Source organism: Streptomyces resistomycificus (assembly GCF_001514265.1).
GTDB lineage: Bacteria > Actinomycetota > Actinomycetes > Streptomycetales > Streptomycetaceae > Streptomyces > Streptomyces resistomycificus.
This window is the reverse complement of record NZ_KQ948990.1, coordinates 840,573-854,922: the sequence shown is the minus strand read 5'-3', so window position 1 is coordinate 854,922 and position 14,350 is coordinate 840,573. Positions and strand designations below refer to the sequence as shown.

Annotated in this window: 12 protein-coding genes and 1 pseudogene; 6 read left to right on the top strand and 7 right to left on the bottom strand. The window is 70.5% G+C overall.

The window, feature by feature from the left end; translation table 11 throughout:
- Positions 1-3 precede the first annotated feature (3 nt).
- Positions 4-774, bottom strand: coding sequence for a class I SAM-dependent methyltransferase (locus tag AQJ84_RS13855; RefSeq protein ID WP_030038202.1), 771 nt, complete (start codon positions 772-774; stop codon positions 4-6).
- 99 nt (positions 775-873) lie between these two features.
- Between AQJ84_RS13855 and AQJ84_RS13850 the strand changes: the two genes are divergently transcribed.
- A complete protein-coding gene (locus AQJ84_RS13850; RefSeq protein WP_030038203.1) occupies positions 874-1,503 on the top strand; it encodes a CGNR zinc finger domain-containing protein in 630 nt (209 codons plus the stop codon).
- Here AQJ84_RS13850 and sodX read toward each other — a convergent pair.
- Positions 1,407-1,841, bottom strand: a complete 435-nt coding sequence (gene sodX / locus AQJ84_RS13845) for a nickel-type superoxide dismutase maturation protease (protein WP_037802239.1) — start codon at positions 1,839-1,841, stop codon at positions 1,407-1,409. The two genes, AQJ84_RS13850 and sodX, sit on opposite strands and share 97 nt — an antisense overlap.
- Positions 1,842-1,986: 145 nt before the next feature.
- On the opposite strand from sodX, the gene sodN reads away from it, so the two are divergent.
- The 4 genes and pseudogenes from sodN (at position 1,987) to AQJ84_RS13825 (ending at position 10,032) form a co-directional block, all read left to right on the top strand.
- Positions 1,987-2,382, top strand: coding sequence for a superoxide dismutase, Ni (sodN, locus tag AQJ84_RS13840; protein WP_030038205.1), 396 nt, complete (start codon positions 1,987-1,989; stop codon positions 2,380-2,382).
- Between the two features lie 431 nt (positions 2,383-2,813).
- Positions 2,814-8,949, top strand: a pseudogene (locus AQJ84_RS13835) (DNRLRE domain-containing protein).
- The gene (locus tag AQJ84_RS42180) at positions 8,943-9,140 is read left to right on the top strand and encodes a hypothetical protein (protein ID WP_030038206.1); all 198 of its coding nucleotides are present in this window, start codon (positions 8,943-8,945) and stop codon (positions 9,138-9,140) included. The pseudogene AQJ84_RS13835 and the gene AQJ84_RS42180 overlap by 7 nt, the downstream one beginning before the upstream one ends.
- 151 nt (positions 9,141-9,291) lie before the next feature.
- Positions 9,292-10,032, top strand: a complete 741-nt coding sequence (locus AQJ84_RS13825) for a VOC family protein (protein ID WP_030038207.1) — start codon at positions 9,292-9,294, stop codon at positions 10,030-10,032.
- Positions 10,033-10,085: 53 nt separating this feature from the next.
- Here AQJ84_RS13825 and AQJ84_RS13820 read toward each other — a convergent pair whose 3' ends face one another.
- From AQJ84_RS13820 to AQJ84_RS13805, 4 genes are all read right to left on the bottom strand, one after another.
- Positions 10,086-11,417: an RNA polymerase sigma factor gene (locus AQJ84_RS13820; RefSeq protein WP_053190860.1), complete on the bottom strand. Its 1,332-nt coding sequence runs from the start codon at positions 11,415-11,417 to the stop codon at positions 10,086-10,088.
- Between the two features lie 10 nt (positions 11,418-11,427).
- Positions 11,428-11,841 carry a YciI family protein gene (locus AQJ84_RS13815; RefSeq protein ID WP_030038209.1) on the bottom strand — a complete coding sequence of 138 codons (414 nt, stop codon included), beginning with the start codon at positions 11,839-11,841 and terminating at the stop codon, positions 11,428-11,430.
- A gap of 106 nt (positions 11,842-11,947) precedes the next feature.
- Positions 11,948-12,193, bottom strand: a complete 246-nt coding sequence (locus AQJ84_RS13810; RefSeq protein ID WP_030038210.1) for a hypothetical protein — start codon at positions 12,191-12,193, stop codon at positions 11,948-11,950.
- 26 nt (positions 12,194-12,219) lie between these two features.
- The gene (locus AQJ84_RS13805) at positions 12,220-12,804 is read right to left on the bottom strand and encodes a dihydrofolate reductase family protein (protein WP_030038211.1); all 585 of its coding nucleotides are present in this window, start codon (positions 12,802-12,804) and stop codon (positions 12,220-12,222) included.
- A 111-nt stretch (positions 12,805-12,915) separates the two neighbouring features.
- Here AQJ84_RS13805 and AQJ84_RS13800 point away from each other — a divergent pair, with 111 nt between their 5' ends.
- The gene (locus AQJ84_RS13800; protein WP_030038212.1) at positions 12,916-13,506 is read left to right on the top strand and encodes a TetR/AcrR family transcriptional regulator; all 591 of its coding nucleotides are present in this window, start codon (positions 12,916-12,918) and stop codon (positions 13,504-13,506) included.
- A 107-nt stretch (positions 13,507-13,613) separates the two neighbouring features.
- On the opposite strand, the gene AQJ84_RS13795 is transcribed toward AQJ84_RS13800, so the two are convergent.
- Positions 13,614-14,225 (bottom strand): GNAT family N-acetyltransferase, encoded by a 612-nt coding sequence (locus AQJ84_RS13795; RefSeq protein ID WP_030038213.1) that lies wholly within the window; start codon positions 14,223-14,225, stop codon positions 13,614-13,616.
- Positions 14,226-14,350 lie beyond the last annotated feature (125 nt).

The window sequence follows — 14,350 nt, the reverse complement described above, 5'->3', positions numbered from 1 at the left end:
GGGCTACTTGAGCGCGAGCAGCAGTGTGTCCGACGGCGAGCACCAGACCGGGCGGGCCTCGCCGAAGCCCTTGTCGCGCAGGACGTGCGCGTGCCACGCGGCGGACGGCATCTCGCCGTCGGCGTGCTCACCGTAGATCTCGAAGCGCCTGGCCGTGGGTTCGGCCAGGACGGGGTCCTTGGCGGCGAGCTGCCACCACTCGGCCCAGTCCAGGGCGCCGCCGCTCCTGGTCCGGTCCATGCCCGCGTGCCGCTGGGCGCGCTCGGCGGCGTTGATCCGGGGCGTGGTGTCGTCGATCATGTGATCCGCGTTCATGAAGACACCGCCGTCGCGGACGAGTTCCGCGACCTGACCGTAGAGGGCCGCGAGGGGTTCGCTGTGCAGCCAGTGCAGGGCGGTGGCGGTCAGGACCGCGTCGTACGAGTCGTGCGGCAGCTTCGTCGGCCAGTCGGGGTCCTTGAGGTCGGCGGTGACGAAGGTGACCCGCTCGTCGCCCGCGAAGGTGCCCTCGGCGATGGCGAGGAGCGCGGGGTCGAGGTCGACGCCGGTGCTGGTGGCCTGCGGGAACCGCGCGAGGAGCCTGGCCGTGATGGTTCCCGTGCCGCACGCCAGGTCCAGGACGCGCGGTGCGGTGCCGACGAGGGCCTCGACCATGTCGAGCATGATCCGGAAGCGGTCCTCCCGGTCGGGCATGTACCACTCCTGCTGGCGGTCCCAGCTCTCCTGCCAGGCCTGCCAGTCCGCACCGGTCGTCGTGGTGTCCGCGTCCGTCATCGAGCCCCTCCGTCGCCTACGTCACGTAATACCCTGGATGCACGACCGTCTGTTACCCGACCGCACCACGACCATAGAACGCCTCCGTAAGGACTACAAGTGGAACTGGCCTATTACTCGGATTACGCGGTGCGCCTCGTCAACAGCGAGGAACCGGCCCGGGGCAAGGACGCGCTGACCTCGGTGGAGGCCGTCCGGGACCTGTTCGGCGCCAACGCCTCGGCCGCCCGTCGGGCCACCGACGCGGACGTGACGCGGTTCCGCTCGGTGCGGGGGCGGCTGCGCGCGGTCTTCGAGGCGGCGGACGGCGGCGACGAGACCCTCGCGGTGGACCTGCTGAACTCGCTCCTCCTGGAGTTCCCGGTGAGCCCGCAGATCTCCGGGCACGACTTCCGGGACGACGACGGCCGACCGCTGTGGCACATGCACCTGGCGGACCACCCGTCGAACGCGACCGCGGGCTACGCGGCCATCGCCGCGATGGGCCTCGCCTTCCACCTGACGGAGTACGGCGTGGACCGGCTGGGTCTGTGCGAGGCGTCGCCGTGTCGCAACGCCTACCTCGACACGTCCACGAACCGCTCCCGGCGCTACTGCTCGGACCGCTGCGCGACCCGGGCCAACGTGGCCGCCTACCGGGCCCGCAAACGCCTGGAGGCCGACCGGTCGGACAGGACGGGCCGGGCGGCCGACAGCGCCCAGAGCACCGCGGCGAAGGGCGAGCGCTGATCCGGCCTGCGCGGCCGGTAGCGGAAGCGGACCTTCCCGAGCACCAGCTCGTCGGGCACGGTCCCGTAGTCGGTGCTGTCGCCGCCGGCGTACGCGTTGTCGCCGAGCACCCACCAGCCGCCCGCCCGGCGCTCGGTGGCCCGCTTGACCACGAGCAGGTCCTGCTGGAAGGGATGACGCAGGACGACCACGTCGCCCTGCCTGATCCGGGCACCCCATCGCACCACGAGCCGGTCCCCGTGACTGAGCGTGGGCACCATGGACGGCCCGGTCACCTCGGCCAGCCCGAACGGCAGCAAGGCCCCCTTGCGCTCGGTCTCCTGCGACAGCTCCGGCATCTCCGGCACCTCCCCGGTCCGTTCATCCACCAGTCTCAGTCTCACCCCGTACTTTTGCCCTAAGCCCATGGGGGCACCCGCGAAATCGCTTCTTCCAGGGAGTAATGTCCCACCTGAGAAGACGATCACGAGGAAGGACTGCTCCATGCTTTCCCGACTGTTCGCCCCCAAGGTCAAGGTCAGCGCCCACTGCGACCTGCCCTGCGGCGTGTACGACCCTGCCCAGGCCCGCATCGAGGCGGCGTCGGTCAAGGCTGTCCAGGAGAAGATGGCCGGCAACGACGACCCGCACTTCCAGGCTCGCGCCACCGTCATCAAGGAGCAGCGCGCCGAACTGGCGAAGCACCACGTCTCCGTGCTGTGGAGCGACTACTTCAAGCCGCCGCACTTCGAGAAGTACCCGGAGCTGCACCAGCTGGTCAACGACGCCCTGAAGGCCCTCTCGGCCGCCAAGGGTTCGACCGACCCGGCCACGGGCCAGAAGGCTCTGGACTACATCGCCGAGATCGACAAGATCTTCTGGGAGACCAAGAAGGCCTGACCACCAGGCCGGCCTCCCGACCTGCGATCGGTGCACCATCGCAGGTTCACGGGCACCCCGAAAGGGCCCGACCGGACAAGCTCCGGTCGGGCCCTTTCGCCGCGTCGGCACCTGTCAGGCCTTTCCGGCCACCAGTGGCTGAATTTTCGGCATGGTCAAGGTGAACTACTGGCTCCCTCAAGCCGATTGGCGCGTGACGGTGACGCGAATCACCCTAACTGGCGAAACCCGCACGTCCACCTTTTGTGATCTTGGCACCATTTCTGATCTTTACCTGCCACATACCTTCACTCTTGCATCACGTGAGTGATGGCTTTGCGAATGCGAGAGGTCGAGGAAGCATGTCGGTTCACAGATCCGCGCCACGCCGGCGCGGAAGACCCAGGCTGGTCGGGAACGTTCGCTGGACGGCGAGCTGTGTCTCCCTGGCCCTGGCCATCACCCTGATCAACGCGGCCGGTTCGCAGGCCGCCACCCCGGCCGGGATCGCCGAGGCGCCGAAGAACCCGAAGAAGGCGGCGACACAGGCCGCCGACATACCCTCTGCCCGTGTCGCGGCGAAACTGTCCGGCAAGCGGGTCGAAGCTCTCTCGGAGCGCACCGAGACGTCGACGACCTGGGTGAACAAGGACGGTAGCCTCACCACCTCCCTCGCAGCCGGTCCGGTCCGCTTCGAGCGGGACGGCAAGTGGCTCGACGTCGACGTGGAGTTGCGTGAGTCCGGCTCGGGCGTCGAGCCGGTCGCGCACCCGGAGGGACTGCGGCTCGCGGGGAAGACGGGCACGCCGGCGAAGTCGCTGAAGGCCGCTCGCACCGCCAGGGCGACCGACCTGGTGACGCTGGGAGAAGGCGACCAGCAGATCACCCTCCAGTGGAAGGGCGGCCTGCCGAAGCCCACGCTCGACGGAACGCGGGCCGAGTACGCCAATGCGGTGCCGGGCGCGGACGTGGTCGTCGAGGCCACCCGAACCGGCTTCGAACAGTTCGTCGAGATCAGACAGCGGCCCGATCAGGGCAGCTACTCCTACACGCTGCCGCTGAAGGCCAAGGGCCTGAAGGTGAAGCAACTCGCCGACGGAAGCGTGCAGTTCACCGACAGGAAGAACAAGAAGCGGGCCGTGATGCCCGCGCCCGTGATGTGGGACTCCGCCGTCGACAAGCGGTCCGGCGAGCACACCCACAAGGCGGAGGTCGACCTGAGGGTCGTGAAGAAGGGCTCCTCCGTCGACCTGGTGGTCACCCCGGACGCGCGGTTCCTCTCCGACCCTCAGACCCGGTACCCCGTCACCGTCGACGTCCTCGCTGTCGAACGTCTTCGACACCTACGTCCAGCAGGGTGAGACCGTCGACTGGTCCGCCGACACCGAGCTGGACCTCGGCAACCCGGGCACGACCAACTCCGACGGCACCGCCCGAACTGCACGGTCCTTCGTCTCCTGGAACACCACGCCGATCCAGGACGCGCTGATCTCCAGCGCCAAGCTGAGCCTGTGGAACTTCCACTCCGGCAACACGGACTGCAAGGCCTACCCGTGGGAGGTGTGGTCCTCCGGCGCCGCCTCGACCTCCTCGCGCTGGACCGCGCAGCCGGCCTGGACGGCGAAGAAGGCCACGTCCACCGAGACCACCGGCAACGCCGGGTGCTCCGCCCAGCCCGACGGCTGGATCAACGCCGACGTGTCCGCGCTGGTGCAGGAGTGGGCGTCCGCCAAGGCCACCCGCGGCCACATGGGCCTGCGCGCGACGAGTGAGACCGCCCTCGCCCAGTGGAAGCGCGTCAACTCCGCGAACGCGGCCTCCAACCCGCCGAAGCTGGTCGTCAACTACAACTACCGGCCGAAGACCGGCACCAAGCAGGAGGCCGGCCCGCCGTTCTTCTCACACGGCGGCGCCTACGCGGTCAACACCACCACCCCCACACTGCGCGACACCTTCGTCGACGCCGACGGGGACAAGGTCAACGGCACCTTCCAGATCTACGACAACGCCACGAACGCGCAGGTCGGTGACGTCATCGTCTCCAAGTACGTGGCCAGTGGCTCCGCCGCGTCGGTGACGGTTCCGTCCGGCGTACTGAGCAGCGGCAAGACGTACAAGTTCCGCACCAACCCCTACGACGGGGCGCACTACAACACCGGCTGGTCGGCGTGGAAGACGTTCACCGTCGACACCACAGCGCCCTCCGCCCCCGCGTCCGTCACCTCCACCGACTACCCCAGCGGGCAGTGGGTCAAGGGCGCGGGCCAGGCCGGCGTCTTCACCATCACCCCGCCCTCCGGCACCGACCACAACTGGCTGGAGTGGTCGCTGGACGGCGTGACCTGGACCAAGGTCGCCACCGGCGGAGCGAGTGCCGCGAAGAGCGTCAGCGTCACCCCGCCGAAGGACGGCACGCACACGCTGCAGGTCCGCTCGGTGGACAAGGCCGACAACAAGTCCGAGGCGAAGGAGTACGTCTTCCACGCCGGGCCGGGTGGCTTCCTCCAGCCGTCCGAGGGTGAACGTACCGCGCGCCGCCTGCCGCTGGTGGCCGAGGCCGAGTCGGGCAGGTACGACAAGGTGTCCTTCTCCTGGCGGCGATCGGAGGCCGACACCTGGGTGAAGATCCCGGTCGGTGACGTCACCTCCGGCGACACCGCGCTGAGCGCCTGGCCGGTCGCGCTGACCGGCGGCAAGAACTCCCCGCTGGTGTGGAGCGCCACCAGCACGGTCGACCCGGACGGCACGGTCCAGATCAAGGCCGACTTCACCGGTCCGGACTCCGCCACCCGAAGCACCGAACCGCTGACCGTGGTCGTGGACCGCAACGCCGACGCGGCGTCGACGACGGACGTCGGGCCCGGCTCGGTGAACCTGCTCACCGGTGACTACACGCTCTCCGCCGACGACGCCTCGTTCTTCGGGATGAGCGTCACGCGCAGCATCTCCTCGCGAACGCCCGGCGCCGGCGCGAAGCAGGAGGGCCAGGCCGCCATCTTCGGCAAGGAGTGGACCTCCGGCACGGTCGCGGAGGTCTCCCAGTCCGACTACACCTACCTCGAGAAGGTCTCCGACACGGCCCTGCGGGTGGTGACGGAGGACCAGCGCCGACTGAGCTTCACCGCGAACGCGGCGAAGACCGGCTGGATCGCCGAACCCGGCGCCGAGGCTCTGACGCTCAAGGGCGGCTTCTCCGGCTCCTTCACCCTGACCGACACCAGCGGCACGGTGACCACCTTCGCCAAACCGACCGCGGCCGCGACGACCTGGCAGGTGACCGGCTCACTGCTGGGCGGCCTGACCAACTCGACCACCACGGTGGCCTCCGAGACCGTCACGGTGGACGGCAAGACGCTGGCCCGTCCGAAGCGGATCATCGCCCCGACCACGGCGGCCACCGCCGCCGCGTGCGAGGCCGATCCGGCGACCAAGGGCTGCCGCGTCCTGGAGTTCGTGTACGCCACGGCCACCACGGCCACGGGCACGGAGACAGACGCGCAGTTCGGTGACTTCACCGGCCAGGTGAAGCAGATCCGGCTGTGGGCCACCGCTCCCCGCGCCTCCGCCGCGACCGCGACCGCCGTGACCACCTACCGCTACGACTCCCAGGGCCGGCTGCGCCAGACCTGGGACCCGCGGATCGGCCAGCAGGCGGAGACCCAGTACGCCTACGACGAGGGCCGGATCACCTGGCTCGACCCGGCCGGGCAGTTGCCGTACACCTTCTCCTACGGCAACGCGGGCAGCGGCGCCGCCTCGGGCGACGGCATGCTGCTGAACGTCTCCCAGCCGCGGCTGAAGCAGGGGTCCGCCACCGAGATCCAGGGCGACGCCGTCACCACCGTGGTCTACGGCGTTCCGCCCAGCGGCACCAAGGCGCCGCACGCGATGAGTTCGACGAGCATCGCGGCCTGGGGTCAGAGTGACGCACCCACCGACGCCACCGCGGTGTTCCCGGCCGACTCCGTGCCGACGTCGAACTCCGGTGCCGATCTGGACAAGGGCAACTACCAGCGCGCGACCGTCCATTACCTGAACGCCTCCGGCCGCCAGGTGAACACGGCCGAGCCGGGCGGGCACATCTCCACCGTCGAGTACAACCGGTTCGGCGGCGTCGTGCGCGAACTGTCCGCGGGCAACAGGCAACTGGCCCTCGGCGGGACGACGTCACGGAACGCGACCCTCACCGACCTGGGCATCATCAGCCTGTCCTCGGCGGAGCGTGCGCACCAACTGTCCACCACGTCGCTCTACGACGCTTCGGGCGCACGCCTCGAAGAGGTGCTCGGCCCCATCCACCGGATGGACCTGACGCAGGACCTCAAGGACGGCACCACCGTCCTGGCGACCGCCGGCTCCTCGGTCCCGGGGCGCTCCTGGACGGTCAACGAGTACGACGAGGGACGCCCCACCGACGGCACGGCCGTCGCGAAGAACCAGGTCACCCTCACCATCACCGGAACCCGGGCCCGTGACTACTACTCGGTCATGGGCGACAAGCGGGTCACCGAGACCCAGTACGACTGGGCCAGGGGCCTGCCCACCCTCACCATCGAGGACTCCGGCGGTCTGAACCTCACCACCACCACCGCGTACAACGCCGAGGGACGGGTCACGGACGTCGTACCCCCCGGCGGAACGGGCGACGACGCGGCGTCCAGGGTCGTCACGTACTGGAAGCCGACCGGCACCGGATCGTGCGAGGGGCGCCCCGAATGGGCGGGCCTCGAGTGCTGGGCCGGGCCCGCTGGCGCGATCACGGGCGGTGGCAGCAACCCTTCGGAGGCACCCGGCGCGACCACCGAGTACGGCTACTACGGCGAGGTCACCAAGCGGACCGAGGACGCCAACGGCGTGGCCCGCACGACAGTCGTCGAGTACGACTCGGCCGGACGGCCCACCACCACGACGGTGACCGGCGGCCTGGGCGCGGCGGTGCCGGTGTCCACCACCACGTACGACTCGGAGTCGGGCCAGGTGACCAAGGTCAGCTCGGCCACCGGCGGAACGATCACCAAGAGCTACGACGCCCTCGGCCGGCAGATCTCCTACACCGATGCCGACGGCGGTACCACCACCACCGAGTACGACCTGCTCGGCCGGGCCGTCAGGGAGACCGACAGCGTCCCGTCCACCGTCACCTACACCTACGACACGGCCGTCGACCCGCGCGGTGTGCTGACGAAGGCGAGCGACTCGGTCGCCGGTGACTTCCATGCCACCTACGACGCCGACGGCGCCGTTGTCACCGAGCAGCCGCCCGGTGGTTACACGCTGGCCGTCGACACGGACCCCACGGGGGCGGTCGCGAGCCGTTCCTACACCCGTGACAGTGACGGCGTCTCGGTCTACACCGACACCGTCGCCCGGTCCGCGCACGGACAGGTGCTGCGGCACGCCGGCTGGTCGGAGCAGAGCTACCGGTACGACGCGGCCGGCCGGCTGTCCTCGGTCGACGACACGGTCGGCATGGTCTGCACCCGGCGTTCCTACACGTTCGACAAGCGGGCCAACCGCACCGCGCTGACCACCGCGGCCGCCGACTCCGGCGCGGCCTGCCCCACCACGGGAGGAACGACTCAGCAGCACACCTACGACAGCTACGACCGCATCACCGACTCGGGCTACGTCTACGATGCCCTGGGCCGGACCACTGCGGCGCCCGGCAACGGCACCGTCGGCTACTACTCCAACGACCTCGTCAGGCAGCAGACCTCGTCGGGCAAGCGCCAGACCTGGTCCCTGGACGCGTCCCACCGCTTCCGGGGCTGGACGCTGGAGACCTCGGCGGACGGCAGCACCTGGGCCCAGGCCGCGTCGAAGCTCAACCACTACGACGGCGACGGCGACAACCCCCGCTGGATCGTGGAGAACACGTCGAGCGGCCTGGTGACGCGCAACGTCCGCTCCGCGAGCGGCGATCTGGGCGCCACGACCGCCAAGTCGGGTGACACGACACTGCAGTTCACCTCGGTGCACGGAGACGTGGCGCTCCAGCTTCCGCTGGACACCACAAAGGCTCCGGTCGCTCTCGACAGCGAGGAGTACGGCAAGAGCAGGGCAGGGCAGCAGTCCACCCGCTACGGCTGGCTGGGCAACCACCAGCGGTCGTCCGAGACGGTGAGTTCGCTCATGCTCATGGGCGTCCGCCTCTACAACCCGAACACCGGGCGCTTCCTTTCCGTCGACCCCGTCTACGGCGGGAACGCCAACGCCTACGAGTACTGCGGCGGCGATCCGGTCGGGTGCACCGACATCAGCGGCAAGGTCCGCATCCGCTGGTGGAAGCCGTGGTGGTCCCCGAAGTACTTCCTCAGGCTGGACCTCAACAAGGCGGAGACCCGTTGGGTGGCCTTCGGGGTGGGAAGCGCAGCGGCGTTCGTCGGCTGGGCCAAGGACATAAAGTGGGTCCCCGGTCCCTGGAAGCACGCCATCACGGCGATCCGTGGATACCTCTGGTACTTCACCACGGTGGCCGCGTACGCGGTGGCTCGCGGGAAGTGCACCTCCGTGATCACCGGAGCCCTCAGACTGGGAGGCAACGTGTTCATTCCCATTCCGCCTACCATCTGGACGCGCCGATGCTGAACCAACCGACCGACGCGACGAAGCGTCGGCTCGCACTGACCGCCGAGATAGGCGCCGCCGCGGTCCTGGCGGCCCTGTGCGTCACCCTCGCGGTGCAGCGGGACACCGCACTCGCCGTCATCCTGGCCGTGGGCTCCGCCTCGTTCGTCGTCGACGCGACGCGACGCGTGCGCAGGGGCAACCGGGACTGACATCGGCACCAGCCGGGGCGCCCCTGTTCATGGGGCGCCCCGGTTCTTGTTGTCCGACCTCGCCACCTGCCCCGGGCCCGCGTACTCGGGCGCGTCCCCCGCCCGCGAACTCCGCGCCGGGCTCCAGGGCTCCCCCACCTACGATCACCGCATGAGCATCCGCTGGACCTACGCCTTCATCGACCGGCCCGCCGAGCGCCTCGACCGTGCCCAGGAGTTCTGGACGGCCGTCACGGACACGCGGCTTTCCCCGCCCCGGGGTGACCGGGGCGAGTTCGCGACTCTGCTGCCGGACGGGGCCGACGCCTGTGTGAAGGTCCAGGGTGTGGCGGACGGCTCCGGCGGCGCGCATCTCGACTTCGCGGTGGAGGACGTACCCCAGTTCGTGGCGTCGGCGCTGCGGTGCGGCGCGTCGATCGCCGCCGAGCACGGGGACTGGGCCGTACTGCGGTCGCCCGGAGGGCAGTTGTTCTGTGCCGTGCCCTGGCACGGGGAGGCGGTGCGGCCACCCGTGGTGCGGGGCAGCCGGCTCGACCAGGTCTGCCTCGACGTCCCGCCTTCCGCCTACGAGGCCGAAGTCGCCTTCTGGGGCACGCTGCTGCCGGGCTGGCAGTCCCTGTCCGGCTCGCTCCCCGAGTTCCACGTGGTCAAGCCGCCGCCAGGGCTGCCGGTCCGCATCCTCCTCCAGCGCCTCGGCGAGGAGCGGCCCCTCTCCGCCCACCTGGACCTGGCGTGCGCGGACACGGGGGCGACCCGCGCCGCGCACGAGCGGCTCGGTGCGGAACTCGTCGTCCACGGCCGCCACTGGACGGTGATGCGGGACCCGGCGGGCGGCACGTACTGCCTGACCGGCCGTGATCCGGAGACGGGCGGACTGCCCGGCCGGACATGACCGCGCGGTAGCCGCCCGCCATGCCGCCGCCTGCGGGATGAGAGGGGCACCCCCTAGCGTCTCAGCCGTGCCGCGCGCGCCCGGAGATAGCGCTGCTCCGGCAGGCTCAGGGTCTTGACGGCGGCCGACTCGTAGGCGGTGCGTGCCGCGTCGTACGAGCCGGCGCGTTCCAGTAGATGGCCCCGGACCGCGTCCAGACGGTGGCCGTTCCGCAACTCGCCCTCCAGCGCGTCCAGTTCGGCGAGTCCCGCTTCCGGCCCACGGACCATGGCGACGGCGATCGCACGACCGAGCCGTTCGACGGGGCCGGGAACGAGGCGCACCAGGACGTCGTACAGGCCGAGGATCTCCGGCCAGTCGGTCGCCTCGGCGGACGGCGCCTCGTCGTGGACGGCGGCGATGGCGGCGCGCACCTGGTAGGGGCCGGCGGGTGGTCGGCTGCCGGTACGGGCTTCGCTACCGGTACGGGCTTCGCTGCCGGTGCCGGCTCGGCTTCCGGCGGGCCCTCGGCTCAGGGCGCGGGTGACCAGGGTGACGCCCTCCTCGATCGCGCCCCTGTCCCAGCGGTCGCGGTCCTGCTCGTCGAGGGGGACGAGTTCACCGTGCGGGCCGGTGCGGGCGTCACGGCGGGCGTCGGTGAGCAGCATCAGGGCGAGCAGGCCGGTCACCTCGCCGTCGTCGGGAAGCAGCCGGTGGACCGTGCGGGTCAGGCGGATCGCCTCACCGGCGAGGTCGCGCCGCTGGAGGGAGGGTCCGGAGGTCGCCGTATGGCCCTCGTTGAAGATCAGGTAGAGGGTCTGCAGGACCGCCGGCAGACGCTCGGCCCAGTTGTCCGGCTGCCCGAAGCGCACACCCCGCACCTTCTGCTTGGCCCGGCTGATGCGCTGGGCCATGGTCGCCTCCGGGACCAGGTAGGCGCGGGCGATCTCCGCCGTCGTCAGACCGCCGACCGCGCGCAGGGTCAGCGCGACCTGCGCGGGTGGGGGCAGATCCGGATGGCAGCACAGGAAGAGGAGGGAGAGGGTGTCGTCCTCGCGGGGGGCGCGGTCGGCGCCCGGCGGGGGCGCGGTGAACGCTCCCCCGGATCCCGGCGGCCCCGGGACGTGCCCCCATCGCGGGGTCAGCGCCGCCGCCCTCTCCTCCCGCGCCCGCCGCGACTCCTCCGCCCGCAGGGCGTCGGTCAGCCGCCGCGAGGCCACCTTGATGAGCCACCCGCGCGGATTGTCCGGCAGCCCTGCCGACGGCCACTGCCCGGCCGCCGCGAGTAGTGCCTCCTGTACGGCGTCCTCGGCGGCGTCGAAGTGGCCGTACCGCCTGACCAGCGCGCCGAGGACCTGCGGCGCGTGGCGGCGCAGCAGGTCCTCGATCTCGCGGTCGGCTCGCACGGCCGGGTCGTCAGATGTCCCCGGCGCCGTCCATGATGGGCCGGATCACCACCGGGTAGTTCGGGGCCCCGGCGGGCTGGGGGCAGCGGATGATGCGGTCGGCGATCTCCGTGACCCGCTCCAGGCTCGCGCACTCCAGGACCCAGTAGCCGGCCATCAGCTCCTTGGTCTCGCTGTACGGGCCGTCGGTGATCACTGCCTTGCCGTCGTCACCGAGCGTGACCGAGCGGATCTTCGCGGGCTCGGCCAGGCCCTGTCCGTCGACCATCTCGCCCGTCTCGGCCAGGTCGTTGTTGATCGCTTCCATGTAGGCGTACATCGCCCGGACGTCCTGCTCGTTCCAGGCCGGGGAGCCCGGAGACGCCTTGCCCTGCATCGCCTCGTAGTCCGCCTGTGTGCCCTGCACCATGACCAGGTACTTCATGAGTCTCCACTCCTTCGCGTCTTCGGCGTCTTCGCCCCGGGCCGCCCGTGCCGGGCGGCTCTCACAGGGGACGTCGGAGCCGGTCGGGGGTTCTCGACAGCTCGGCTCAGGTCTTCTCCGTGGCGGACTTCCCCGTGCTGGTCCTCTTCGCGACGGTGTGCGTGGCCTGGGTGCGGTGCCTGCCGTCGGCGTCGGCCGCTTGCGTGGCCCTGCCGACGTACGCCTCGCACTTCGGGTTGCGGCACGGGCCTGCCACCCACACCGGAACCCACGCGCCCAGCGTCTTGTGACGCCGGACGACTGTGTCGACGGACTGTCCACAATCGGGACAGGCGTGCGCGTCGCTGTCCATGCCTTCAGGGTAGGGCGAGCCGGGCGTCAGCGCTTCCTGCTGTACGTCCGTACCAGCAACCCGTTCTCGAAGGTGCGCACGGAGTCGAGCACGAAGTCGGTGACCGCGAGGCCGGAGCCGAACATCGGCATGCCGGTGCCCAGCACGATCGGGTACGTCTTGATGACCAGCTCGTCGATCTCCTCGAGCAGTTCACCCGCGACCACCGAGCCGCCGCACAGGTAGATGCCGAGCTCGCCGTCCTCCGCCTTGAGCTCGCGCACCCTGCCGACCAGGTCGTCCGCGATGATCTCGACGTTCGGGTCCGGCGACTCCCCGAGGGTGCGGGAGGCGACGAACTCGCGCAGGTGGGCGTACGGGCTGGTGACGCCCATCTTCAGGGCCAGGTCGTAACTGGCCCGGCCCTGGATGATCGTGTCGAACCGCTTGTTCTCCAGGTCCTCCACGCCGAGGGGGCCTCGGCTGTGGGTCGGCAGCGTGTCCGGATACTCGCTCTTCACGAAGTCGTAGAACTCCTCGTCGAGGAAGCGGAGCATGGTCGAGGCGTCGCCGCCCTCGTCCCCGATGAAGCCGTCGATGGAGCACGCGATGTAGTACGTGAGCTTTCGCAAGTCGGTCTCTTTCCGTAGGCTGCCGTGCGGACAACTACAGTTGTAGTACTTCGTTTGTAGTGGTTGCAAGGGGATTCCGAGCTCGGAATCAAGTGGGAGAGGGGATTCCGCATGGCCAGCAATCCGGAGCGCCGGGCCGCGCTCGTGGACGCGGGGGTCGAGGTGCTCGCCCGCGAGGGGGCGCGCGGGCTGACTTTCCGCGCGGTGGACAGCGAGGCGGGGGTGCCGGTGGGCACCGCCTCGAACTACTTCACCGGCCGCGACGACCTGCTGCGGCAGATGGACGTCCGGCTGCACGAGCGGCTCGCGCCGGACCCCGACCAGCTCGCCCGGCTGATGACGAGGCCGAAGGACCGCGCGCTGGTCACGGCCTTCATGCACGACCTGATGACCCGCGCGACCCGTGACCGGACCGGCTATCTGGCCCTCCTGGAGATGCGCCTGGAAGCCACCCGCCGCCCCGAACTGCGCGCCTCCTACACCAAGTCGGTGCGCGCCGACCTGGAGTACGGCATGGATTTCCACCGGGACGCCGGCCTACCCGGTGGCGACGAGACGGTCACCGTCCTCTACCTCGCGATGCTCGGCCTGATCCTGGAACACCTGACCCTCCCAGGTGTCCTGGAGGACGTGATCCCCGGCCTGAGCGTGCCGGAGGGACTGGTGGAACAGATCGTGAGGACGGTGGTACCGGAGGGGTAGCGGGGGGCGGCTCTCCGGCCAGGGGGCAGCTCCCCTGGGCGGCTCTCCGGCTACCGGAGGGGTAGCCCCGGAGGCAGCTCCCGGCGCCGATCGGTACGCGGTGTGGCTCAGGCTCGCGGCTCGCGCCACATCGGCCACATCCGGGGGCCGTCGGGAAGGTCGAGAGGACGGTCGGTGAGCTCGAAGCCCAGGCGCTCGTAGAGCTTGCGGCTGCGGGCGTTGCTGGCCTCCAGATAGGCCGGCAGGCCCTCGCGGTCGCAGCGGTCGAGCGCCGAGGCGATGAGCGCCGTGCCGAGACCCTCGCCCTGGTGCTCGGGGGCCACGCCGATCATCCACAGGTAGGCGTGGGCGCGGTCCGACGGGTGGATGCCGGCGGTGAGACGGCCGATCAGCTCGACGCGTTCGTTCCCGGGATCAACGGCGGCACGCACCTGCGCGGGACCGTCGTCGCCTGCGGCCTCCTCGGAGTCGTGGCCGCCACCGCCCGCCGGCACGGACAGCCACAGCGCGCAGGCCCTGCCGTCCTCGGTGACGTCGACACGGCCCTCGGCCAGCACGAGGTCGGTGAACGCGGCCATCAGTCCGGGGTGGGTCGTGCGGCGGTGCTCGGCGCCGGGGAACACCCAGCGACTGACCGGATCGTCCTGGAAGGCCGCGTCCAGCAGCCCGACGATCAGCTCACGGTCACCGGTGTCTGCCGTCCGGATCGCCACACCCATGTTCGCCCCTTCGCGTCAACGGACCTTGATCGTACGGTCGTTGAGCGTATCGACAGGGGGGATCGAGTCACCGGGCAGGGGCGTTCGGGCCCTCGGCGGGGAGGAACGGGCGGGGCCCGCACACC